Below are 20,839 nucleotides of genomic sequence, written 5' to 3' on the forward strand. Positions count from 1 at the left end.
CAGCCTGTATCGCGGAGTTCGCCATGGCTATTGCAGTGCCCCTCAACGAAGGCGCAGGTCCAAGCCTCAAACAGCGCCTCAAGCATGCCGAGCGGGTCAACCGCTGGAAGGCCCAGGCGTTGATCGCGCCGCTGGCGCTGTTCCTCCTGCTGGTGTTCCTGGTGCCGATCGCCGCGCTTTTATACAAGAGCGTCGGCAACCCCGAGGTGGTCGCCGGCCTGCCGCGCACCGTCGAGGCCGTGGCGCAGTGGGACGGCAAGAGCCTGCCCGGCGAGGAGGCCTACAAGGCCTTGAGCCAGGACCTGGCCGAATCACGCAAGAACCAGACACTGGGCGATCTATCCAAGCGCCTGAACATGGAGCTGGCCGGCTACCGCAGCCTGCTGGCCAAGACTGCGCGGGCGCTGCCGTTCAAGGCCGAGCCTGCTTCCTATAAAGATGCCATGCAGACGCTGGACGAGCGCTGGGGTGATCCGGCCTACTGGCAGGCGATCCGCCGTAACACCAGCAGCGTCACGCCGTTCTACCTGCTGGCGGCGCTCGATCACCGTATCGATGATCTCGGTGAGCTGGCCAAGGCCACGCCGGACCAGGCCATCTACCTCGACATCTTTGCCCGCACCCTGTGGATGGGGGTGGTGATCACCGCCATCTGCCTGGTGCTGGCCTATCCTCTGGCCTACCTGCTGGCCAACCTGCCCACCCGGCAGAGCAACCTGCTGATGATCCTGGTGCTGCTGCCGTTCTGGACCTCGATCCTGGTGCGGGTGGCGGCGTGGATCGTGCTGCTGCAGTCGGGCGGGCTGATCAACAGCGCGCTGATGGCCATGGGCATCATCGACCAGCCGCTGGAGCTGGTGTTCAACCGCACCGGCGTGTACATCTCGATGGTGCACATCCTGCTGCCGTTCATGATCCTGCCGCTGTACAGCGTGATGAAGGGTATCTCGCCCAGCTACATGCGTGCGGCGATCTCCCTGGGCTGCCACCCGTTCGCCAGCTTCTGGCGGGTGTACTTCCCGCAGACCTACGCCGGCGTTGGTGCCGGTTGCCTGCTGGTGTTCATCATCTCGATCGGCTACTACATCACCCCGGCACTGCTGGGCAGCCCGAACGACCAGATGGTCAGCTACTTCGTCGCCTTCTACACCAACACCAGCATCAACTGGGGCATGGCCACCGCGCTGGGCGGGTTGCTGCTGCTGGCTACCGTGGTGCTGTACCTGATCTATAGCTGGCTGGTCGGCGCCAGCCGCCTGCGCCTGAGCTGAGGAGCCTTGTCATGCTGAGCCCCTACATGTCGCCCGTGGAGCGGGTGTGGTTCTACACCTTGCGCATTCTCTGCGGGCTGGTGCTGCTGTTCCTGGTGCTGCCGGTGCTGGTGATCGTGCCGCTGTCGTTCAACAGCGGGAGTTTCCTGGTGTACCCGCTGCAGGGCTTCTCGCTGCACTGGTACCAGGACTTCTTCGCCTCGGCCGAGTGGATGCGCTCGCTGAAGAACAGCATCATCGTCGCCCCCGCAGCGACAGTGCTGGCCATGGTGTTCGGCACCCTGGCCTCGATCGGCCTGACCCGCGGCGATTTCCCCGGCAAGTCGCTGGTGATGGCGCTGGTGATCTCGCCGATGGTGGTGCCGGTGGTGATCATTGGTGTGGCGAGTTATCTGTTCTTTGCCCCGCTGGGGATGGGCAACAGCTTCATTTCTCTGATCCTGGTGCATGCGGTGCTGGGTGTGCCCTTCGTGATCATCACCGTGTCGGCCACGTTGCAGGGCTTCAACTACAACCTGGTGCGTGCGGCAGCCAGCCTTGGCGCATCGCCGCTGCTGACCTTCCGTCGGGTGACCTTGCCGCTGATTGCGCCGGGTGTCATTTCCGGGGCGCTGTTCGCCTTCGCCACCTCGTTCGATGAAGTGGTGGTGACCCTGTTCCTTGCCGGGCCCGAGCAGGCCACCCTGCCGCGGCAGATGTTCAGCGGCATCCGCGAGAACCTGAGCCCGACCATCGCGGCGGCGGCGACCCTGTTGATCGCGTTTTCGGTGGTATTGCTGCTGACCCTGGAGTGGTTGCGTGGGCGGAGCGAGAAGCTGAGGACCCAGCAGCCGGGCTGATTTTCGGATGCCTGTAGCGGCCTCTTCGCGGGTAAACCCGCTCCCACAGGTGATGTGCGGCTCTCGAGATCTGCGCGATCCCTGTGGGAGCGGGTTTACCCGCGAAGGGCCAGCACAGGATTGACACCAATCAGCCCCGATCCGCTTCCCTGGGTTACAATGCGCGCCACCGTGATTCTGCCCAACAGGTGCGCCATGCAGCCCTACGCTATTGCCCCCTCCATTCTTTCCGCCGATTTCGCCCGTCTGGGCGAGGACGTCGACAAGGTTCTGGCCGCCGGGGCCGACATCGTCCACTTCGATGTCATGGACAACCACTACGTACCCAACCTGACCATCGGCCCGATGGTCTGCACCGCGCTGCGCAAGTACGGCGTGACCGCGCCGATCGACGTGCACCTGATGGTGAGCCCGGTCGATCGAATCATCGGCGACTTCATCGAAGCCGGCGCCACCTACATCACCTTCCACCCGGAAGCCTCCCAGCACATCGACCGTTCGCTGCAACTGATCCGCGACGGCGGCTGCAAGGCCGGCCTGGTGTTCAACCCGGCCACCGGCCTGGATGCGCTGAAGTACGTGATGGACAAGGTCGACATGGTCCTGCTGATGAGCGTCAATCCAGGCTTCGGTGGGCAGAAGTTCATCCCCGGTACCCTCGACAAGCTGCGTGAGGCCCGTGCACTGATCGACGCCAGCGGCCGTGATATCCGCCTGGAGATCGACGGCGGCGTCAACGTCAACAACATCCGCGAAATCGCCGCAGCCGGCGCCGACACCTTCGTTGCCGGTTCGGCGATCTTCAACGCCCCGGACTATCAGGAAGTGATCGCCAAGATGCGTGCCGAAATGGCGCTGGCACGCGCATGAGCGGCTTCGAGCAGCTGTTCCCGGGGACGCTGCCCAGGCTGGTGATGTTCGATCTGGATGGCACCCTGATCGACTCGGTCCCCGACCTGGCCGCAGCCGTCGACCGCATGCTGCTCGAACTCGGGCGCGAGCCCGCCGGGCTCGACGCCGTGCGTCATTGGGTAGGCAACGGCGCCCAGGTGCTGGTGCGCCGGGCGCTGGCCGGTGGCCTGGACCACGAAGGCGTGGACGACGCCTTGGCCGAGCGCGCGCTGGCGCTGTTCATGGAGGCCTACGCCGACAGCCATGAGCTGACCGTCGTCTACCCCGGTGTGCGCGACACCCTGCGCTGGCTGAGCAAGCAGGGCGTGGAGATGGCGCTGATCACCAACAAGCCCGAGCGCTTCGTTGCCCCCTTGCTCGACCAGATGAAGATCGGGCGCTACTTCCGCTGGATCATCGGCGGCGACACCCTGCCACAGAAAAAGCCCGACCCGGCGGCGCTGTTGTTCGTGATGAAGATGGCCGGTGTCGAGCCTGCGCAGTCGCTGTTCGTCGGCGATTCGCGCAGCGACGTGCTGGCGGCGAAAGCGGCCGGGGTGCAGTGCGTCGGCCTGAGCTATGGCTACAACCATGGCCGCCCCATCGACGAGGAGTCTCCCAGCCTGGTGATCAGCGACCTGCGCCTGCTGCTGCCTGGTTGCTTAGTCACCGACACTGGGATAACGTTGGCGGACCTTCAAGCCCCGCACAGCAGAGACAACGACGTGGTGGTTACTGGCAAATTCTGGATGAAAGTCATCAAGGCCCTGGCCCGCTGGCGCTGGCGCGCCTGACTTATGCCCGCCGGCGCCTGCCGGCCCGTCCGCTTGCCTGACCCCATTGCTGCTTGCCACGAGGCTACACATGACCCGCGAAGAATTCCTGCGCCTGGCCGCTGCCGGCTATAACCGCATCCCCCTGGCCCGCGAAACCCTGGCCGACTTCGATACCCCCCTGTCGATCTACCTCAAGCTGGCCGACCAGGCCAACTCGTACCTGCTCGAGTCCGTGCAGGGCGGCGAGAAGTGGGGCCGCTACTCGATGATCGGCCTGCCGTCGCGCACCGTCATGCGTGTGCATGGCTACCACGTGAGCATCCTGCACGATGGCGTGGAAGTGGAAAGCCATGACGTCGAAGACCCGCTGGCCTTCGTCGAAACCTTCAAGGATCGCTACAAGGTCGCCGACATTCCGGGCCTGCCGCGCTTCAACGGCGGCCTGGTCGGCTACTTCGGCTACGACTGCGTGCGCTATGTGGAAAAACGCCTGGGCGCCTGCCCGAACCCGGACCCGCTGGGGGTGCCGGACATCCTGCTGATGGTTTCCGACGCGGTGGTGGTGTTCGACAACCTGGCGGGCAAGATGCACGCCATCGTGCTGGTCGACCCCAGCGACGAGCAGGCCTTCGAGCAAGGCCAGGCCCGTCTGGAAGGCCTGCTGGAGAAACTCCGCCAGCCGATCACTCCACGTCGCGGCCTCGACCTCGATGGCCCGATGGCGGCCGAGCCGGCCTTCCGCTCCAGTTTCACCCAGGGTGACTACGAGCGCGCGGTGGACACCGTCAAGGAGTACATCCTCGCCGGTGATTGCATGCAGGTGGTGCCGTCGCAGCGCATGTCCATCGATTTTGCGGCCGCGCCGATCGACCTCTACCGCGCCCTGCGCTGCTTCAACCCGACGCCCTACATGTACTTCTTCAACTTCGGCGACTTCCACGTCGTGGGCAGTTCGCCGGAAGTGCTGGTGCGGGTCGAGGACAATCTGGTCACGGTGCGCCCGATCGCCGGTACCCGCCCGCGCGGCGCCACCGAAGAGGCCGATCGCGCCCTGGAAGACGACCTGCTGTCGGATGACAAGGAAATCGCCGAACACCTGATGCTGATCGACCTGGGCCGCAACGACGTGGGCCGTGTGTCGGCCACCGGCAGCGTGCGCCTGACCGAGAAGATGGTGATCGAGCGCTATTCGAACGTGATGCACATTGTCTCCAACGTCACCGGCCAACTGGCCGAGGGGCTGACTGCAATGGATGCGCTGCGGGCGATCCTGCCGGCGGGCACCCTGTCGGGGGCGCCGAAGATCCGCGCCATGGAGATCATCGATGAGCTGGAACCGGTCAAGCGCGGCGTCTACGGCGGTGCGGTGGGCTACTTCGCCTGGAACGGCAACATGGATACCGCCATCGCCATCCGCACTGCGGTGATCAAGGACGGCGAGCTGCATGTGCAGGCCGGCGGCGGCATCGTCGCCGACTCTGTGCCGGCACTGGAGTGGGAAGAAACCATCAACAAGCGTCGGGCGATGTTCCGCGCGGTGGCCCTCGCCGAGCAGACCAGCAAACGCTGAGCCGGCCGTGGTCCATGAGCCCGGCGGGCCGCCACGCGCCCCCGGAGTCCCCCGTATTCAAGAGGTTCGTTCCAGATGCTACTGATGATCGACAACTACGACTCCTTCACCTACAACGTCGTGCAGTACCTCGGCGAGCTGGGTGCCGAGGTCAAGGTCATCCGCAATGACGAGATGACCATCGCCCAGATCGAAGCCCTCAATCCCGAGCGCATCGTGGTTTCCCCAGGCCCCTGCACCCCGAGCGAAGCCGGTGTGTCCATCGAGGCCATCCTGCACTTTGCCGGCAAACTGCCGATTCTGGGCGTCTGCCTTGGCCATCAGTCGATCGGCCAGGCCTTCGGCGGTGACGTGGTGCGCGCCCGCCAGGTGATGCATGGCAAGACCAGCCCGGTGGTGCACCGTGACCTGGGCGTGTTCGCCGGCCTCAACAACCCGCTGACCGTTACCCGTTACCACTCGTTGGTGGTCAAGCGCGAGACGCTGCCGGACTGCCTGGAAGTGACCGCCTGGACCGCCCACGCCGATGGCTCGGTCGACGAGATCATGGGCCTGCGCCACAAGACACTGAATATCGAAGGGGTGCAGTTCCACCCCGAGTCCATCCTGACCGAGCAGGGCCACGAGCTGTTCGCCAATTTCCTCAAGCAGACCGGCGGCCGCCGCTAAGGATCGAGCATGGATATCAAGATTGCATTGAGCCGTATCGTCGGCCACCTGGACCTGAGCACCGATGAAATGCGCGAGGTCATGCGCCAGATCATGACCGGCCAGTGCAGCGAGGCGCAGATCGGCGCCTTCCTGATGGGCATGCGCATGAAGAGCGAAAGTATCGACGAGATCGTCGGCGCGGTGTCGGTGATGCGCGAGCTGGCCGACAAGGTCGAGCTCAAGAGCCTCGACGGCGTGGTCGACATCGTCGGCACCGGCGGCGATGGCGCCAACATCTTCAACGTTTCCACCGCGTCGTCGTTCGTCCTCGCGGCCGCCGGCTGCCCGGTGGCCAAGCACGGCAACCGCGCGGTATCCGGCAAGAGCGGCAGCGCCGACCTGCTGGAAGCCGCCGGTATCTACCTGAACCTCACCCCGGTGCAGGTCGCCCGCTGCATCGACAGCCTGGGGATCGGCTTCATGTTCGCCCAGAGCCATCACAAGGCCATGAAGTATGCCGCCGGCCCGCGTCGCGAGCTGGGGCTGCGCACCCTGTTCAACATGCTCGGCCCGCTTACGAATCCGGCCGGGGTGAAGCATCAGGTGGTCGGTGTGTTCAACCAGGCGCTGTGCCGCCCGCTGGCCGAAGTGCTGCAGCGCCTGGGCAGCAAGCATGTGCTGGTGGTGCACTCCAAGGACGGCCTGGACGAGTTCAGCCTGGCGGCGCCGACCTTCGTTGCCGAACTGAAGAATGACCAGATCACCGAGTATTGGGTCGAGCCCGAAGACCTCGGCATGAAGAGCCAGAGCCTGCACGGCCTGGCGGTCGATGGGCCGCAGGCGTCGCTGGACCTGATCCGTGACGCATTGGGCCGGCGCAAGACCGAGAACGGCCAGAAGGCCGCCGAAATGATCGTGCTCAATGCCGGTGCGGCGCTGTACGCCGCCGACCACGCCATGACCCTGGCCCAGGGCGTGGAACTGGCCCACGACGTGCTGCACACCGGGCTGGCCTGGGAAAAGCTGCAGGAGCTGGGCGCCTTTACCGCGGTATTCAAAGTGGAGAACGAAGCATGAGCGTGCCGACGGTGCTGGAAAGGATCATCGCCCGCAAGTTCCAGGAAGTGGCCGAGCGCAGTGCGCGGGTCAGCCTCGCCGAACTGGAGCGCCTGGCCAAGGCGGCCGACGCCCCGCGTGGCTTCGCCAATGCCCTGATCGAGCAGGCCAAGCGCAAGCAGCCGGCGGTGATCGCCGAGATCAAGAAGGCTTCGCCAAGCAAGGGCGTGATTCGCGAAAACTTCGTACCGGCCGAGATCGCGGTCAGCTATGAAAAGGGTGGGGCGACCTGCCTGTCGGTGCTGACCGACGTGGATTACTTCCAGGGCGCCGACGAATACCTGCAGCAGGCCCGCGCCGCAGTGTCGCTGCCGGTGATCCGCAAGGACTTCATGGTCGACCCCTACCAGATCGTTGAAGCCCGCGCCTTGGGTGCCGACTGCGTACTGCTGATCGTATCGGCGCTGGATGACGTGAAGATGGCCGAGCTTGCCGCCACGGCCAAGGATGTCGGCCTCGACGTGTTGGTCGAAGTGCACGACGGAGATGAGCTGGAGCGCGCGCTGAAAACCCTCGATACCCCGCTGGTCGGTGTCAACAACCGTAACCTGCACACCTTCGAGGTCAGCCTGGAGACCACCCTCGACCTGCTGCCACGCATCCCCCGCGATCGCCTGGCCATCACCGAGAGTGGCATCCTCAATCGGGCCGATGTCGAGTTGATGGCTATCAACGAGGTGTATTCGTTCCTGGTCGGCGAGGCGTTCATGCGCGCCGAACAGCCGGGGCTCGAGTTGCAGCGGCTGTTCTTCCCTGACCAGGTGAAGAAGACCGTTCAGCCACTGGACTGATTGAACCGAAGCCGGCGTTTGTTGCCGGCTTTTTTGTGTCTGTATTCGAGGGCCTGATCGCGGGGCAAGCCCGCTCCCACGGGTGACAACGTAGGAGCGGGCTTGCCCCGCGATGAGGCCGGTAGAGCTTTCATCAAAGGTGGATCAATGACCGATCAACCCCTGGCCCTGACCGTCGAGCAAGGCCTGCACGCCGAGCAGGAATTGCTGGCCGCCGTGTGCCGTGGCGAGCGTGACGCTGGCGTGCTGTTCTGGCGCCCCACCGATCATGCGCTGGTGATGCCACGCCGGATGAGTCGTCTGGATAACTTCGAAGCCGCCTGCGCCGAGTTGGCGATCGCCGGCTGGCCGGTATTGCTGCGCGAAACCGGTGGTGAGCCTGTGCCGCAGTCGCATTCGACCGTGAACGTGGCGCTGGTCTACGTTGCCCCGCGCAGTGAAGGCGATCACGGGCGCATCGAGAATGCCTACGAGCGCCTGTGCCTGCCGCTTTGCGATGTACTGCGCGAGTGGGGTGGGGTGGCGTCGGTGGGAGAAATCGACGGCGCCTTTTGCGATGGCCGCTACAACGTCAACCTGAACGGCCGCAAACTGGTCGGCACTGCCCAGCGCTGGCGCCAGGGCCTGGGTGGCAAGCGCCCGGTGGTGCTGGTGCATGGTGCACTGCTGCTGGATAACGAGCGTGAATCGATGGTGGCGGCGGTCAATCGTTTCAATGAATGCTGCGAACTTGAACAGCGTTGCCGGGCCGACAGCCATATCGCTCTGCATGAAGTGGCGCCACAGGCGCCCTGGTTCGAGCGCCTTTCCCTGGCCTATGCCGAGGTCATTGCCGGGCTGCCGAAAGACTAACGGGTGCCGTAGACCACCATGGTCTTGCCCTTCACCTGTACCAGGCTGCGCTCCTCGAGATCCTTGAGGACGCGGCCGACCATTTCCCGTGAACAGCCGACGATGCGCCCGATCTCCTGGCGGGTGATCTTGATCTGCATGCCGTCGGGGTGGGTCATGGCGTCTGGCTGCTTGCACAGTTCGAGCAGGCAGCGGGCAACTCGGCCGGTCACGTCGAAGAAGGCCAGGTCGCCGACCTTGCGGGTGGTGTTGCGTAGCCGCTGGGCCATTTGCGCGCCGAGGGCGTAGAGAATCTCCGGGTCCTGGCGGCCCAGTTCGCGGAACTTGTCGTAGCTGATCTCGGCCACTTCGCATTCGGTCTTGGCCCGCACCCAGGCGCTGCGCTGATGCTCCTGGCCGACGGGCTCGAACAGGCCAAGCTCACCAAAGAAGTCGCCGTTGTTGAGGTAGGCGATGATCATTTCGTGGCCATCGTCGTCCTCGATCAGGATGGTCACCGAACCTTTGATGATGAACGAGAGGGTCTCGGCCCGGTCGCCCGCGCAGATGATGTTGCTTTTGGCGGCATAGCGACGGCGCTGGCAGTGCACCAGCAGCTTTTCGATGTTCTTGATCTTGGGCGCAAGGGCTGAAGAAACCATCACGAAATCCTGTTCGATGTGAGGCGTTGGCTTTTTATTGAGGCTGCCTGGCGTGATGTGCCAGTCATTTGGCGCCAGCTTATCAGACACGTCCCCATGTATCGGCATTAAAGCGCTGCGCCTTGAGCTTTTCCGACAGCGTCACAAGGTCTAAGCTGGCACCCTTTTTACGAGATCGGGAGTCCGGATAGATGAAGGCACGCATCCAGTGGGCGGGTGAAGCAATGTTCCTCGGCGAGTCGGGGAGTGGCCATGTGGTGGTCATGGACGGCCCGCCCGAAGCCGGCGGCCGCAACCTTGGCGTGCGCCCGATGGAAATGCTGCTGTTGGGGCTGGGCGGCTGCAGCAGCTTCGACGTGGTCAGCATCCTCAAGAAGTCGCGCCAGGCGGTGGAGAGCTGCGAAGCCTTCCTGGAAGCCGAGCGCGCCAGTGAGGACCCCAAGGTGTTCACCAAGATCCATATGAACTTCGTGGTCAAAGGGCGTGGGCTGAAAGAGGCGCAGGTCAAGCGCGCGGTGGAGCTGTCGGCCGAGAAATACTGCTCGGCATCGATCATGCTCGAGCGTGCTGGGGTGGAAATCACCCACGGTTACGAGATTGTCGAACTCGCGTGACCGGTAATGGCGCCTGGCAATCAGGCGCTTTGCAGGTTCAGCCGCTCAGCGGCCAGTAGCCAGGCGACACCCGGGGCGAACGCGAGCAGCAGCATCGGGATGTTGAACAGCAGTAGCCCAAGTATTTCGCTGGTGCTCCAGGTGTTGCCGAAACTTTGGGCAAACAGCATGCACTGCAGCAGTGCCGTGACCATGGCGGCCAACCCGAACAGGGCGATGAGCGTGCGACGCTTGCGGCAGTTGCAAGCCAGCAGCAGGAACAGCAGCAGCCCGGGCACTGTGAACCGCAGCATCTCGACCACGCTGTTGCTGTCGGGCTCGCCGAGGTCGGGCAGTTGCAGGCTGAAGGCGGTTTGCCTGATGGTAGCGGTCATCAGGCAGACAAACGCATAGGCAACCGGTATCAGCCCGAGACTTTGCAGCAACCGAGCCGTGATCAGTCGAGCCTTCAACGGCGCAACGCCGGCAGCAAGCGCAACAGGCGCTCGGGTAGTCTGGCCCGTAGCTGTGCACTCAAGGCTTCCCGGCGTTTCTGGTACAGCAGGCCCAGGCCGATAACGCCAAGGCCGATCAGGGTGAGCACCAGCGGGAACAGCAGCGAGTCGGCAAATACCTCGTAGGACAGATAGCCGAGGTAGGCCGCCACACCCATAGCCCCGAACACCATGAACACCGGCCGGCGCAACAACACGGCCAGCCCCATAAGCCCCAGGTTGATCAGGCAATACAGGGCCTTGCCCAGTTCGCTGGCGCTGTCCATCGACGTCAGCCCGCCCCAGAATGCCAGCAGGCCGGCCAGGTAGCCCCAGCCAGCGTAGTCCTGGCGGGTGCGGCCATCGAAGCCGACGAACACCACCAGCACGGCCAGGCCGAACCACACCGAGACCGTACGTCGCTGGTCCCAGCTGAACACATCGCCATACACCCACTCGGTCAGGTCCATGGACATGAACCACAGCGCCAAGGCGATCGGCATGACGATGAACGGGAAGGGCACCAGGCGCAGCATCAGCAGGCCGGCGACCACGGTTGCGGCCTCCATGGCCAGCCAGCCGCCCTGCACATAGGTGTAGTACTGGTGATAGTCACCCTGGGCATCGTCCAGCGGCCACCAGCCCACCAGCCGTTCCACGGCGAAAACCGCCAGCGGCACGATACTCACCGCGACCGCCGCCAGCACGCCGGCGGCGATCGGCTGCCCGCGGCGTTGCAGTGACAGGGCGAACAGGGTGAGCGTGGCGATGTAGAGCAGGGCGATGGCCAGCAGTGCACTGTCGCCGATGCGCATCCAGGCTTCGGTGAGCAACCAGCCCATCGCCCCCATGATCAACAGGGCGCCGAAGTAGAAGGCGACGTGGGCCAGCTGGAAGCTGCCGCGGTTTTGCGGTTGCTGGCGCAGGAAGTCCAGCAGTGCGCGGTCCTGGCCCGGTTGCAGTACACCGGCGTCTACCGCGCGTGCCAGGTCCTTGGCGTCGAAGCGTTCCATGCGCTGTGCCTCAGATGCGGTAGGTGCTCTTGGTCATGACCTTGGCCATCAGGCTCATGCCGAACCGGATGGGCGCCGGGAAGCGATAGCCGCCGGCTTCCAGCGCGGATTCGGCGTGGTGCTCTTCGTCGACGCGCATCTGTTCGAGGATGGCGCGGGATTTGCCATCGCTTTCGGGGATCTGCTCAAGGTGCTCGTCCAGGTGTTTGCACACCTGATGCTCGGTGGCGGCGACGAAACCCAGGCTGACCTTGTCGCTGACCAGGCCGGCGAGTGCGCCGATGCCGAAGGACATGCCGTAGAACAGCGGGTTGAGCACGCTGGGGTGGCTGTTGAGCTGGCGAATGCGCTGTTCGCACCAGGCCAGGTGGTCGATTTCTTCTTCGGCCGCATGCTCCATGGCCTTGCGTACCTGGGGCAGCTTGGCGGTCAGGGCCTGGCCCTGGTAGAGCGCCTGGGCGCAGACTTCGCCGGTGTGGTTGATGCGCATCAGGCCGGCGACGTGGCGGCTTTGCTGTTCGTCGAGTTCGGCGTCGGGCTGGATGATCGCCGGTGACGGGCGCGAAGGTTGGCCGCTGAAGGGGAGCAGGGTGCGCATGGCGGTATCGGCCTGCAGCAACAAGCGGTCGAGCGGCGAGTAGTGACGTTCGGTAGCCATCGGGCACCTCCACTAGAGTGTGCCCGACAGTTTACCGCAATCGGCTGGAGGGGGCTTGCCCTGGATCAGCCCGGTGGCCAGTGCATCTGGCGCTGGCCAAGCACGTGCATATGGATGTGGTAGACGGTCTGGCCGCCTTTGGGGTTGCAGTTCATGACGACGCGGAAGCCTTCCTCGCAGCCTTGCTCAATGGCCAGGCGCTGGGCGGTGAAGAGGATGTGCCCAGCCAGGGCCTTGTCTTCTTCGGTCAGGTCGTTGAGGGTGCGGATGTGTTTCTTCGGGATGACCAGGAAATGGACCGGCGCCGCGGGGGCGATATCCTTGAAGGCCAGAATCTGGTCATCTTCGTAGATGATATCCGCCGGGATTTCCCGGTTGATGATTTTGAGGAATAGATCGTCCACAGCACTTGCTCCATGGTGAGTGTCCGGGCCGAGTGTACTGAGCCCGCTGCCACTCGCCCAGTGCTTATTCCATGCCGACCGGGCAGTAACGGCGGTGGATCACGCCGGCCAGCTTGCGCGTCAACCAGCGCGGCAACAGGCGCGGGGCAAAGGCCAGCCAGCGGTTGCGCCGGCCGGGGATGATCCGCGCGCGGTTCTTGTCCAGCGCGCGTACGGTGTACAGCGCGATCTCCTCGGGGCTTGGGCTGCTGTCGTCGAGGCGGGGAATGCGCCGGCGCGACGAACGAACCGGCCCGGGGCACAGCACCGAAACTTTGATCCCGGTGCGCCCGAGCTCTTCGCGCAAGGCTTCGCTGAAGCTGAGCACATAGGCCTTGCTGGCGGCGTAGGCGGCCATCCAGGGGCCGGGCGCGACCCCGGCCAGGCCCGCGACATTGAGGATCTGCCCGCCACCCTGCACGGCCATCAGGTTGCCGATGGCATGGCACAGGCGGCTCAGGGCCAGGATATTGACCTCCAGCAGGTCCTGCTCGTCAGCCCACTCATGGGCAAGGAAGGGCCCGTAGGTGCGTTGGCCTGCGCAGTTGACCAGCAGGTCGATGCGCCGCTCGCCTTCCTCCAGCTCAAGCACGAACCCCGACAGGCGCAGGGGCTGGCTGAGGTCGCAGGCGCGGAACAGCACCTCCACGCCAAAACGCTGGGTCAGTTCGATGGCCACCGGCTCCAGCGTCTCGCGCTGGCGTGCCACCAGGATCAGGTTGCGCCCGCGCCGCGCCAGGGCCTCCGCCAGGGCCAGGCCCAGGCCGGTGGAAGCGCCGGTAATCATGGCGTAACGGGTCATGCAAGGCTCCTGGGGCGTAAGGGGCGCCTAGTGTACAGCCTGGTTGGTTTGCTACAAGGCGTTGCTGCGTAGCTGTTGGGCGCGGTCCAGGGCGCCTCGGTATTCGCTGTGCAGGCGTTCGATCAGAGTTGCGGCGCCGGGCAGGTCATTGATCTCGCCGACGCCCTGGCCTGCGGACCAGACGGTCTTCCAGGCCTTGGCTTCCTCGTCCAGGGGCTTGAGCTTGGCGGCCTCATGGCTGCTGGTGAGCGCCGCCAGGTCGTAACCGGCCTGGTCCAGGCTTTGCCGCAGAAAGCTGGCAGGAATGCCGGATACTGCAGGCGTGTGGATGATATCGGCGGCTGTTGCGCCGAGGATCATCTGTTTATAGGCGTCCTGGGCCTGGCTCTCACGGGTGGCGATGAAGCGTGTGCCCATGTAGCCCAGGTCTGCCCCCAGCATTTGCGCCGCGAGCAATTCGTGGCCGTGGTTGAGGCAGCCCGCCAGCAGCAGGGTCTTGTCGAAGAACTGGCGGATCTCGGCGATCAGGGCGAACGGGCTCCAGGTCCCTGCATGGCCACCGGCGCCGGCCGCCACGGCGATCAGCCCATCGACACCGGCCTCTGCCGCTTTCTGCGCATGGCGCCGGGTGGTCACGTCATGGAACACCAGGCCGCCGTAGCTGTGCACGGCATCCACCACTTCCTTCACTGCGCCGAGGCTGGTGATGACGATGGGCACGCGATGCTCGACGCACAGGGCCAGGTCGGCCTGCAGGCGTGGATTGCTCGCATGAACGATCAGGTTGACGGCATAAGGGGCTGGTGCCTGCATCTGGGCCAGGCCTGCCTCGATTTCCTCCAGCCAGGCCTTGAAGCCTGCGCTGTCGCGCTGGTTGAGCGCAGGGAAACTGCCCACCACGCCGCTGGCGCAACAGGCCAGCACCAGTTGCGGGTTGGAAATCAGGAACATCGGAGCGGCCACCAGTGGCAGGCGCAGCCGCTGTTGCAGCGAGGCGGGCAGGGACATGGCGAAACTCCTGTGCAGGGCGGGTTATCGTCAGAACGGTTTGACCACCACCAGAATTACGATCCCCAGCAGGATCAGGACCGGCGCCTCGTTGAACCAGCGGTAGTACACGTGGCTGCGGGTATTGGTGCCGGCGGCGAAGCGCTTGCGCTGGGCACCGCAGATATGATGGTAGGCGGTCAGCAGCACCACCAGGGTCAACTTGGCGTGCAGCCAGCCCTGGCTCAGCCAGCCGGGGTTGAGGTAGAGCATCCAGCCGCCGAACACGTAGGTGGCGATCATTGCCGGGTTCATGATGCCCCGGTACAGCTTGCGCTCCATGGTGATGAAGCGCTCGAGGCTGATGCTGTCCTGGCTCTGGGCGTGGTAGACGAACAGGCGTGGCAGGTAGAACAGGCCGGCGAACCAGCAAACCACGCTGACGATGTGCAGCGCCTTGATCCATAGATAGAGCATGTGCGGTTCCTTCAGGTTTTCACGGTCGTGCGAATAGTAGTGGGCAAGCGCCGAAGGGTCATGGGAATAGTTGTTACAGGCCTGCCGGGCCCCTATTATCGTGCGCTTTCCAGTGGGCTCGTTGATAAGGGGCAAGCGTTATGATCAAGGTCGGTATCGTCGGCGGCACGGGTTACACCGGTGTCGAACTGCTGCGTCTGCTGGCGCAGCATCCTCAGGCCGAAGTGGCGGTCATCACTTCGCGCTCGGAAGCGGGCGTGGCGGTTGCCGACATGTATCCCAACCTGCGCGGCCACTACGACGGGCTGTGTTTCAGCGTGCCGGACAGCAAGGCTCTGGGCGCCTGTGATGTGGTGTTCTTCGCTACCCCGCACGGTGTCGCCCACGCCCTGGCCGGCGAGCTGCTGGCGGCGGGCACCAAGGTCATCGACCTGTCCGCCGACTTCCGCCTGCAGGACGCCGTCGAGTGGGGCAAGTGGTACGGGCAACCGCACGGCGCGCCTGAACTGCTCAAGGACGCGGTCTACGGCCTGCCTGAAGTGAACCGCGAGAAGATCCGCCAGGCGCGCCTGATCGCTGTGCCCGGCTGCTACCCGACCGCTACCCAGCTGGGCTTCCTGCCATTGCTGGAGGCTGGCCTGGCCGACCCTTCGCGGCTGATCGCCGACTGCAAGTCCGGCGTCAGTGGTGCAGGCCGTGGTGCCGCTGTAGGTTCGCTGTTCTGTGAGGCCGGCGAAAGCATGAAGGCCTATGCGGTCAAAGGGCATCGCCATCTGCCGGAAATCAGCCAGGGCCTGCGCCTGGCCGCAGGCAAGGACATCGGCCTGACCTTCGTGCCTCACCTGACCCCGATGATCCGCGGCATTCACGCCACCCTCTATGCAAACGTCGTCGATACCTCGGTCGATCTGCAGGCGCTGTTCGAAAAGCGCTACGCCAACGAACCGTTCGTCGACGTGATGCCGGCCGGCAGCCACCCGGAGACCCGTAGCGTGCGCGGCGCCAACGTGTGCCGTATCGCCGTGCACCGGCCACAGGGCGGCGACCTGGTGGTGGTGCTGTCGGTGATCGACAACCTGGTCAAGGGCGCGTCCGGCCAGGCGGTGCAGAACCTGAACATCCTGTTCGGCCTGGACGAGCGCATGGGCCTGTCCCACGCCGGCCTGTTGCCGTAAGCCTGCACTGTTGCAAAGGGCCCGCCGTGTGCGGGCCTTTTTCATGGGGGCGACTAAAGCAGCACAATTGTTGACCGATTTTCTCGGACAAGCGGATAATACGCGCCATCGAGTTTTATGGCGGCACTGCGCCGGGAGAATCAGCATGAGCGTCGAAACCTTCACCCCCACGGCTTTGGAGTTCACCCCAGGGGCTGCACACAAGGTGAAGACCCTGGTCAGCGAAGAGGGCAACGAGCGTCTGAAGCTGCGCGTTTTCGTGACGGGCGGTGGGTGCTCGGGCTTCCAGTACGGCTTCACCTTCGATGAAGACGTGGCCGAGGATGACACTATCGTCGAGCGTGAAGGTGTCGCGCTGGTGGTCGACCCGATGAGCTTCCAGTACCTGGCGGGCGCCGAAGTGGACTACCAGGAAGGCCTGGAAGGTTCGCGCTTCGTGATCAAGAACCCGAATGCCAGCACCACCTGTGGCTGTGGTTCGTCGTTCTCGATCTGATCCATGGGCTGACATGAAAACGCCGCGCATTTGCGCGGCGTTTTGCATTGTGCAGGCGGGTTAGGCGGGGTAGATGGCGCCGAGGACGCGCAGGCCCCTGGCGGCGGTGACGCTGGGCCGGTTGGCGGGGATGCGCTGCAGGCAGCAATGGGCCAGCCAGGCAAAGGCCATGGCTTCGACCCAGTCCGGATCGACGCCATGCGCTGCGGTGCTGGACACCTGGGCGCCCGGCAGCAGTTGCGCCAGGCGTGCCATCAGCGCGCCGTTGCGGGCGCCTCCGCCGCACACCAGCAAGGCTTCGGTGCCTTGTTGAGCCTGGCCCAGCGAGTCGATGATGCTGCGTGCAGTCAGTTCCAGCAGTGTGGCCTGTACATCTTCGTCGCGGTAGCTGGGCAGTCGGGCGAGATGGCCGTCGAGCCAAGGCAGGTTGAAGACTTCGCGGCCGGTGCTTTTCGGGCCGCTGCCGGCGAAGAACGGGTCGCTCAGCAGTGTATGGAGCAAGTCCGGTTGCACTGCCCCGCTGGCCGCCCAGGCTCCGTCAGCATCAAATACCTGGCCGCGCTTGCGCTCGATCCAGGCGTCCAGCAGCACATTGCCCGGCCCGCAGTCGAAACCATGCACTGGTTTGTCCTGCTCGATCAGGCTGAGGTTGCTGAAGCCGCCCACATTGAGGATCGCCAGGCGCTGGCCTAGGTGGCCGAACAGCGCTTCATGGAAGGCCGGTACCAGCGGCGCGCCCTGGCCGCCTGCCGCCACGTCGCGGCGCCTGAAATCACCTACCACACAGATACCGGTCAGCTCGGCGAGCAACGCCGGGTTGCCGATCTGTACCGTGAAGCCGCGGGCGGGTTCGTGGCGAATGGTCTGCCCATGGCTGCCGATGGCGGCAATGGCATCGGGCTGCAGGCCTTGCTCGCGCAGCAGGTAGTTGATCCCTTCGGCGGCAAGGGTAGCCCAGTGGTTCTCCGCCAGTGCCGCGCGGGCGATCTCGTCGGGGCCGCTGGCGCAGAGGCCAAGCAGCTGCTGGCGCAGGTCGGTGGGCATGGGGATGTAGTGGGTGGCGAGCAGCCGAAGCTGCTCGCGTTGTTCGATCAGGGCGATGTCCAGGCCATCGAGGCTGGTCCCGGACATCACGCCAAGATAGAGCGCCATGTGGTCAGCGCTTGTTGGCGGCGAGCAGGGTGGCCTTTTCCTGATCCATACGGGCGATCAAGGGTTGGCTCTGCTGGTTGAAGCGCGCGCGCTCAGCCTTGGCGATCGGGTCGGCCATCGGCACCTTCTGGCTCAGCGGGTCGACGTGCACGCCGTTGACCTGGAACTCGTAGTGCAGGTGTGGGCCGGTCGACAGGCCGGTAGTGCCGATGTAGCCGATGACCTGGCCTTGTTTGACGTTGCTGCCGGTCTTGATGCCCTTGGCGAAGCCCTGCATATGGCCATACAGCGTCTTGTACGAGTTGCCGTGGGCAATGATCACGGTGTTGCCATAGCCGCCACGGCGCCCGGCCAGCTCGATACGGCCATCGCCAGCGGCCTTGATTGGTGTGCCGCGTGGGGCGGCGTAATCGACACCCTTGTGGGCGCGGATCTTGTTCAGGATCGGGTGTTTGCGGCCGGCGGAAAAACGCGAGCTGATGCGGGCGAAGTCCACCGGCGTGCGGATGAACGCCTTGCGCAGGCTGTTGCCGTCGGCGGTGTAGTAGTTGGTGTTGCCTTGCTTGTTGGTGTAGCGCACGGCGGTGTAGGTCTTGCCGCGGTTGGTGAAGCGGGCCGACAGGATGTTGCCGGTACCGACCACCTTGCCGTCCATCATCTTCTGCTCGTAGACCACGTCGAATTCGTCGCCCGGGCGGATGTCCTGAGCGAAGTCGATGTCGTAACCGAGGATGCGTGCCATGTCCATGGTCATGCTGTGGGACAGACCCGCGCGTTGTGCCGAGGCCGAAAGCGAGCTCTTGATCACGCCATGGGCGTAGGCGGTGCGCACGACCGGTTTGCTGACTTCGCGATCGAAGCTGAAGCCCTTGTCGGTACGGGTCAGGCGGATGGTTTCGAGGTTGCTGACCTTGCTGTGCAGGCTGGTCAGTTGGCCGTTCTTGTCCAGTTCGAACTGCAGCACCTGGCCATGCTTGAGCTGGCTGAACTGCTTGGCTTGCTTGTTGCTCGCCAGCAGGTCGTGGACGGCGTTGGCCGGCAGGCCGACCTTGTTGAACAGTGTGGACAGCGTATCGCCGCGCGCCACGACTACCTCGCGGTGGCCGGGGGCCTTGTCTTCCTGTTTGGCAACAGCGGCGGGTTCCGGCTTGCTCTCGGGCTTGGCCTGGGCGGTGTCCGCTTCTTCGCCTTCGATCTGGGCGAAGGGCGAGTCGGTGTTTTGTTCGGATTGCACCAGTGGCGCGGCGCGGGATTCTTCCTTCAGCTGCTCGGCCGGGCTCTCCAGCTCCAGGCTGAGCGTGGTTTTCTTGGCTTCAACTTCGCTGGAAGGGAATACCAGCAAGGCCAGGCTGAGGAGAGCAGCGATGCCGCTGGCGGCCAACAGATGGCTTTTCGGATAAAGCGGGGGCGCTTTAGGCGTTTCGTTGGTCATAGGTGAGGTGACTTTGAAAAATGATGAAATGGAAAAGATGAATGACATGATGAAGATGAAATAACTGTATAAAATATAACCAAATCCATTCTCGCGCAAGGGCGCGTAGACGTTGCGTTGCGCTGTTCGGGTCACATTCCGTTGCGAAACTTGTATTTGATGGCCGATCTTGTATGGTTGGCTCCCCTTGAATCTGAGCCTTGCGGGTCTGTCTATGAAGTCTGTTGAAGAGCAGCTGGCGCTAATCAAGCGCGGTGCGGAAGAGGTATTGGTCGAGTCGGAACTGGTGGAGAAGCTCAAGCGCGGCCAACCGCTGCGTATCAAAGCGGGCTTCGACCCTACCGCGCCGGACCTGCACCTGGGCCACACGGTGCTGATCAACAAGCTGCGCCAGTTCCAGGATCTGGGCCATCAGGTCATCTTCCTGATTGGTGACTTCACCGGCATGATCGGCGACCCGAGCGGCAAGAGTGCCACTCGCCCGCCGCTGACACGCGAGCAGGTGCTGGATAACGCCGAGACTTATAAGCAGCAGGTGTTCAAGATCCTTGACCCGGCCAAGACCGAGGTCGCCTTCAACTCCACCTGGATGGATAAGCTCACGCCGGCCGATTTCATCCGTCTGGCCTCGCAGTACACGGTCGCGCGCATGCTCGAGCGTGATGACTTCGACAAGCGCTACAGCAGCAATCAGCCGATCGCGATCCATGAGTTCCTTTATCCGCTGGTGCAGGGCTATGACTCGGTGGCGCTGAAGGCGGACGTCGAGCTGGGTGGCACGGACCAGAAATTCAACCTGCTGATGGGGCGTGAGCTGCAGCGCTCGTATGGCCAGGAGGCGCAGAACATTGTCACCATGCCGCTGCTCGAAGGGCTCGACGGCGTGAAGAAGATGTCCAAGTCGCTGGGTAACTATGTCGGTATCCAGGAAGCGCCGGGCGTGATGTTCAGCAAGCTCGTGTCGATTCCGGATACCTTGATGTGGCGTTACTTCGAGCTGCTCAGCTTCCGCTCCATGGAGGAGATCGACCAGTTCCGTGCGGATGTGGCGCAGGGCGCGAATCCGCGCGACATCAAGATCAAGCTGGCGGAAGAAATTGTTGCGCGCTTCCATGGTGAGGAAGCTGCTGCCAATGCTCACCGTGCGGCGGGTAACCGGATGAAGGAAGGCGAGCTGCCTGAAGATCTGCCGGAGATCGAAGTCGCTGCGGCTGAGGACTTGCCGATTGCTGCCGTGTTGAACCGGGCTGGCCTGGTGAAAAACTCGGCTCAGGCGAGGGATCTGCTCAGTGCTGGCGCCGTTAAGGTTGATGGCGCAGTGGTTGAGCGTGATTTCATGTTTGTTCTGGGCGCTACTCACGTGTGCCAGGCGGGCAAGAAAGCCTTTGGCCGGGTTACCCTCAAGGCTGAGTGATCACTTGGCGGCATAGCTATATAGAAGCGGGGAGGCCGACAGGCCTCCCCGCTTTGTTTTCAGGCTGATGACACTTTCTTGAAATTAAAGGTTGACGGGGTTTCAGATCCCCTTATAATGCGCCCCACTTCCAGCGTCCCCGCTTTGTTTTCAGGCTGATGACACTTTCTTGAAATTAAAGGTTGACGGGGTTTCAGATCCCCTTATAATGCGCCCCACTTCCAGCGACAGCGGAACGCAAAACTCCTTGAAATTCAATGAGTTAAGCGATTCGAAAGCTCCGGAAGCGTTTCGGTCTCACGATC

The 20,839-nt window shown here is 63.8% G+C and carries 23 protein-coding genes; 13 read left to right on the forward strand and 10 right to left on the reverse strand.

The window, feature by feature from the left end; translation table 11 throughout:
* The first annotated feature begins 23 nt into the window (after window positions 1-23).
* The 9 genes from RTH46_RS09250 (at window position 24) to RTH46_RS09290 (ending at window position 8,757) form a co-directional block, all read left to right on the forward strand.
* Entirely contained in the window at window positions 24-1,271 is a 1,248-nt protein-coding gene (locus tag RTH46_RS09250; protein ID WP_153785977.1) for an ABC transporter permease, read from the forward strand.
* A gap of 11 nt (window positions 1,272-1,282) precedes the next feature.
* On the forward strand, window positions 1,283-2,110 hold the full coding sequence (locus RTH46_RS09255; protein ID WP_125462360.1) for an ABC transporter permease: 828 nt from the start codon (window positions 1,283-1,285) through the stop codon (window positions 2,108-2,110).
* 195 nt (window positions 2,111-2,305) lie between these two features.
* Entirely contained in the window at window positions 2,306-2,980 is a 675-nt protein-coding gene (gene rpe / locus RTH46_RS09260; RefSeq protein ID WP_279846051.1) for a ribulose-phosphate 3-epimerase, read from the forward strand.
* Complete coding sequence (locus RTH46_RS09265; RefSeq protein WP_316905507.1) at window positions 2,977-3,795, forward strand: phosphoglycolate phosphatase; 819 nt, start codon at window positions 2,977-2,979, stop codon at window positions 3,793-3,795. The genes rpe and RTH46_RS09265 overlap by 4 nt, the downstream gene beginning before the upstream one ends.
* Before the next feature lie 70 nt (window positions 3,796-3,865).
* Window positions 3,866-5,347, forward strand: coding sequence for an anthranilate synthase component I (gene trpE, locus RTH46_RS09270; RefSeq protein WP_153785974.1), 1,482 nt, complete (start codon window positions 3,866-3,868; stop codon window positions 5,345-5,347).
* Window positions 5,348-5,422: 75 nt separating this feature from the next.
* Window positions 5,423-6,016 (forward strand): aminodeoxychorismate/anthranilate synthase component II, encoded by a 594-nt coding sequence (locus RTH46_RS09275; protein ID WP_110994268.1) that lies wholly within the window; start codon window positions 5,423-5,425, stop codon window positions 6,014-6,016.
* A 9-nt stretch (window positions 6,017-6,025) separates the two neighbouring features.
* On the forward strand, window positions 6,026-7,075 hold the full coding sequence (gene trpD, locus RTH46_RS09280) for an anthranilate phosphoribosyltransferase (RefSeq protein ID WP_125462364.1): 1,050 nt from the start codon (window positions 6,026-6,028) through the stop codon (window positions 7,073-7,075).
* Window positions 7,072-7,905, forward strand: coding sequence for an indole-3-glycerol phosphate synthase TrpC (trpC, locus tag RTH46_RS09285; protein ID WP_153785973.1), 834 nt, complete (start codon window positions 7,072-7,074; stop codon window positions 7,903-7,905). Before trpD ends, trpC begins: the two co-directional genes overlap by 4 nt.
* A gap of 147 nt (window positions 7,906-8,052) precedes the next feature.
* Window positions 8,053-8,757, forward strand: a complete 705-nt coding sequence (locus RTH46_RS09290; protein WP_110994265.1) for a biotin/lipoate A/B protein ligase family protein — start codon at window positions 8,053-8,055, stop codon at window positions 8,755-8,757.
* Here the strand turns inward: RTH46_RS09290 and crp are convergent.
* On the reverse strand, window positions 8,754-9,398 hold the full coding sequence (gene crp / locus RTH46_RS09295) for a cAMP-activated global transcriptional regulator CRP (protein WP_153785972.1): 645 nt from the start codon (window positions 9,396-9,398) through the stop codon (window positions 8,754-8,756). The two genes, RTH46_RS09290 and crp, sit on opposite strands and share 4 nt — an antisense overlap.
* A 191-nt stretch (window positions 9,399-9,589) precedes the next feature.
* On the opposite strand from crp, the gene RTH46_RS09300 reads away from it, so the two are divergent.
* The gene (locus tag RTH46_RS09300; RefSeq protein ID WP_110994264.1) at window positions 9,590-10,012 is read left to right on the forward strand and encodes an OsmC family protein; all 423 of its coding nucleotides are present in this window, start codon (window positions 9,590-9,592) and stop codon (window positions 10,010-10,012) included.
* A gap of 20 nt (window positions 10,013-10,032) precedes the next feature.
* Here the strand turns inward: RTH46_RS09300 and RTH46_RS09305 are convergent, their stop codons facing one another.
* The 7 genes from RTH46_RS09305 to hemJ all read right to left on the reverse strand — a co-directional run bounded on the left by RTH46_RS09305 (window position 10,033) and on the right by hemJ (window position 14,865).
* Window positions 10,033-10,386, reverse strand: coding sequence for a hypothetical protein (locus RTH46_RS09305; RefSeq protein ID WP_316905508.1), 354 nt, complete (start codon window positions 10,384-10,386; stop codon window positions 10,033-10,035).
* 74 nt (window positions 10,387-10,460) lie between these two features.
* Window positions 10,461-11,498: a DUF2157 domain-containing protein gene (locus RTH46_RS09310; protein ID WP_316905509.1), complete on the reverse strand. Its 1,038-nt coding sequence runs from the start codon at window positions 11,496-11,498 to the stop codon at window positions 10,461-10,463.
* 10 nt (window positions 11,499-11,508) lie between these two features.
* Window positions 11,509-12,156, reverse strand: coding sequence for a 2-polyprenyl-3-methyl-6-methoxy-1,4-benzoquinone monooxygenase (gene coq7 / locus RTH46_RS09315; RefSeq protein ID WP_110994262.1), 648 nt, complete (start codon window positions 12,154-12,156; stop codon window positions 11,509-11,511).
* Window positions 12,157-12,221: 65 nt separating this feature from the next.
* On the reverse strand, window positions 12,222-12,560 hold the full coding sequence (locus RTH46_RS09320) for a histidine triad nucleotide-binding protein (protein WP_153785970.1): 339 nt from the start codon (window positions 12,558-12,560) through the stop codon (window positions 12,222-12,224).
* 64 nt (window positions 12,561-12,624) lie between these two features.
* A complete protein-coding gene (locus tag RTH46_RS09325) occupies window positions 12,625-13,401 on the reverse strand; it encodes an SDR family NAD(P)-dependent oxidoreductase (RefSeq protein WP_153785969.1) in 777 nt (258 codons plus the stop codon).
* 51 nt (window positions 13,402-13,452) lie between these two features.
* On the reverse strand, window positions 13,453-14,409 hold the full coding sequence (locus RTH46_RS09330; RefSeq protein WP_153785968.1) for an NAD(P)H-dependent flavin oxidoreductase: 957 nt from the start codon (window positions 14,407-14,409) through the stop codon (window positions 13,453-13,455).
* A gap of 30 nt (window positions 14,410-14,439) precedes the next feature.
* Window positions 14,440-14,865 (reverse strand): protoporphyrinogen oxidase HemJ, encoded by a 426-nt coding sequence (gene hemJ / locus RTH46_RS09335; protein ID WP_125462371.1) that lies wholly within the window; start codon window positions 14,863-14,865, stop codon window positions 14,440-14,442.
* 140 nt (window positions 14,866-15,005) lie between these two features.
* Here hemJ and argC point away from each other — a divergent pair, with 140 nt between their 5' ends.
* Both argC and erpA read left to right on the forward strand, forming a co-directional pair.
* Window positions 15,006-16,040 carry an N-acetyl-gamma-glutamyl-phosphate reductase gene (argC, locus tag RTH46_RS09340; protein WP_110994258.1) on the forward strand — a complete coding sequence of 345 codons (1,035 nt, stop codon included), beginning with the start codon at window positions 15,006-15,008 and terminating at the stop codon, window positions 16,038-16,040.
* Window positions 16,041-16,185: 145 nt separating this feature from the next.
* Window positions 16,186-16,536, forward strand: a complete 351-nt coding sequence (gene erpA / locus RTH46_RS09345) for an iron-sulfur cluster insertion protein ErpA (protein ID WP_125462372.1) — start codon at window positions 16,186-16,188, stop codon at window positions 16,534-16,536.
* A gap of 60 nt (window positions 16,537-16,596) precedes the next feature.
* On the opposite strand, the gene RTH46_RS09350 is transcribed toward erpA, so the two are convergent.
* Window positions 16,597-17,688 (reverse strand): anhydro-N-acetylmuramic acid kinase, encoded by a 1,092-nt coding sequence (locus tag RTH46_RS09350; RefSeq protein WP_153785966.1) that lies wholly within the window; start codon window positions 17,686-17,688, stop codon window positions 16,597-16,599.
* 4 nt (window positions 17,689-17,692) lie between these two features.
* Window positions 17,693-19,120, reverse strand: coding sequence for a peptidoglycan DD-metalloendopeptidase family protein (locus tag RTH46_RS09355; RefSeq protein ID WP_153785965.1), 1,428 nt, complete (start codon window positions 19,118-19,120; stop codon window positions 17,693-17,695).
* Between the two features lie 214 nt (window positions 19,121-19,334).
* Here RTH46_RS09355 and tyrS point away from each other — a divergent pair, with 214 nt between their 5' ends.
* Window positions 19,335-20,534, forward strand: a complete 1,200-nt coding sequence (tyrS, locus tag RTH46_RS09360) for a tyrosine--tRNA ligase (RefSeq protein ID WP_153786054.1) — start codon at window positions 19,335-19,337, stop codon at window positions 20,532-20,534.
* Window positions 20,535-20,839: the final 305 nt, after the last annotated feature.

This window comes from Pseudomonas sp. zfem004 (assembly GCF_032621715.1).
In the GTDB taxonomy this organism is placed as follows: domain Bacteria; phylum Pseudomonadota; class Gammaproteobacteria; order Pseudomonadales; family Pseudomonadaceae; genus Aquipseudomonas; species Aquipseudomonas sichuanensis.

Bases quoted from the DNA above. Each gene is read 5' to 3' on its own strand.
- RTH46_RS09310 (WP_316905509.1), bottom strand. From the start codon at position 11,498: ATGGAACGCTTCGACGCCAAGGACCTGGCACGCGCGGTAGACGCCGGT.
- erpA (WP_125462372.1), top strand. From the start codon at position 16,186: ATGAGCGTCGAAACCTTCACCCCCACGGCTTTGGAGTTCACCCCAGGG.
- RTH46_RS09325 (WP_153785969.1), bottom strand. From the start codon at position 13,401: ATGACCCGTTACGCCATGATTACCGGCGCTTCCACCGGCCTGGGCCTG.
- coq7 (WP_110994262.1), bottom strand. From the start codon at position 12,156: ATGGCTACCGAACGTCACTACTCGCCGCTCGACCGCTTGTTGCTGCAG.
- RTH46_RS09255 (WP_125462360.1), top strand. From the start codon at position 1,283: ATGCTGAGCCCCTACATGTCGCCCGTGGAGCGGGTGTGGTTCTACACC.
- trpC (WP_153785973.1), top strand. From the start codon at position 7,072: ATGAGCGTGCCGACGGTGCTGGAAAGGATCATCGCCCGCAAGTTCCAG.
- RTH46_RS09305 (WP_316905508.1), bottom strand. From the start codon at position 10,386: ATGACCGCTACCATCAGGCAAACCGCCTTCAGCCTGCAACTGCCCGAC.
- crp (WP_153785972.1), bottom strand. From the start codon at position 9,398: ATGGTTTCTTCAGCCCTTGCGCCCAAGATCAAGAACATCGAAAAGCTG.
- argC (WP_110994258.1), top strand. From the start codon at position 15,006: ATGATCAAGGTCGGTATCGTCGGCGGCACGGGTTACACCGGTGTCGAA.
- RTH46_RS09275 (WP_110994268.1), top strand. From the start codon at position 5,423: ATGCTACTGATGATCGACAACTACGACTCCTTCACCTACAACGTCGTG.
- hemJ (WP_125462371.1), bottom strand. From the start codon at position 14,865: ATGCTCTATCTATGGATCAAGGCGCTGCACATCGTCAGCGTGGTTTGC.
- RTH46_RS09330 (WP_153785968.1), bottom strand. From the start codon at position 14,409: ATGTCCCTGCCCGCCTCGCTGCAACAGCGGCTGCGCCTGCCACTGGTG.
- RTH46_RS09350 (WP_153785966.1), bottom strand. From the start codon at position 17,688: ATGGCGCTCTATCTTGGCGTGATGTCCGGGACCAGCCTCGATGGCCTG.
- RTH46_RS09250 (WP_153785977.1), top strand. From the start codon at position 24: ATGGCTATTGCAGTGCCCCTCAACGAAGGCGCAGGTCCAAGCCTCAAA.
- RTH46_RS09355 (WP_153785965.1), bottom strand. From the start codon at position 19,120: ATGACCAACGAAACGCCTAAAGCGCCCCCGCTTTATCCGAAAAGCCAT.
- RTH46_RS09300 (WP_110994264.1), top strand. From the start codon at position 9,590: ATGAAGGCACGCATCCAGTGGGCGGGTGAAGCAATGTTCCTCGGCGAG.
- rpe (WP_279846051.1), top strand. From the start codon at position 2,306: ATGCAGCCCTACGCTATTGCCCCCTCCATTCTTTCCGCCGATTTCGCC.
- tyrS (WP_153786054.1), top strand. From the start codon at position 19,335: ATGAAGTCTGTTGAAGAGCAGCTGGCGCTAATCAAGCGCGGTGCGGAA.
- trpD (WP_125462364.1), top strand. From the start codon at position 6,026: ATGGATATCAAGATTGCATTGAGCCGTATCGTCGGCCACCTGGACCTG.
- RTH46_RS09290 (WP_110994265.1), top strand. From the start codon at position 8,053: ATGACCGATCAACCCCTGGCCCTGACCGTCGAGCAAGGCCTGCACGCC.
- trpE (WP_153785974.1), top strand. From the start codon at position 3,866: ATGACCCGCGAAGAATTCCTGCGCCTGGCCGCTGCCGGCTATAACCGC.
- RTH46_RS09265 (WP_316905507.1), top strand. From the start codon at position 2,977: ATGAGCGGCTTCGAGCAGCTGTTCCCGGGGACGCTGCCCAGGCTGGTG.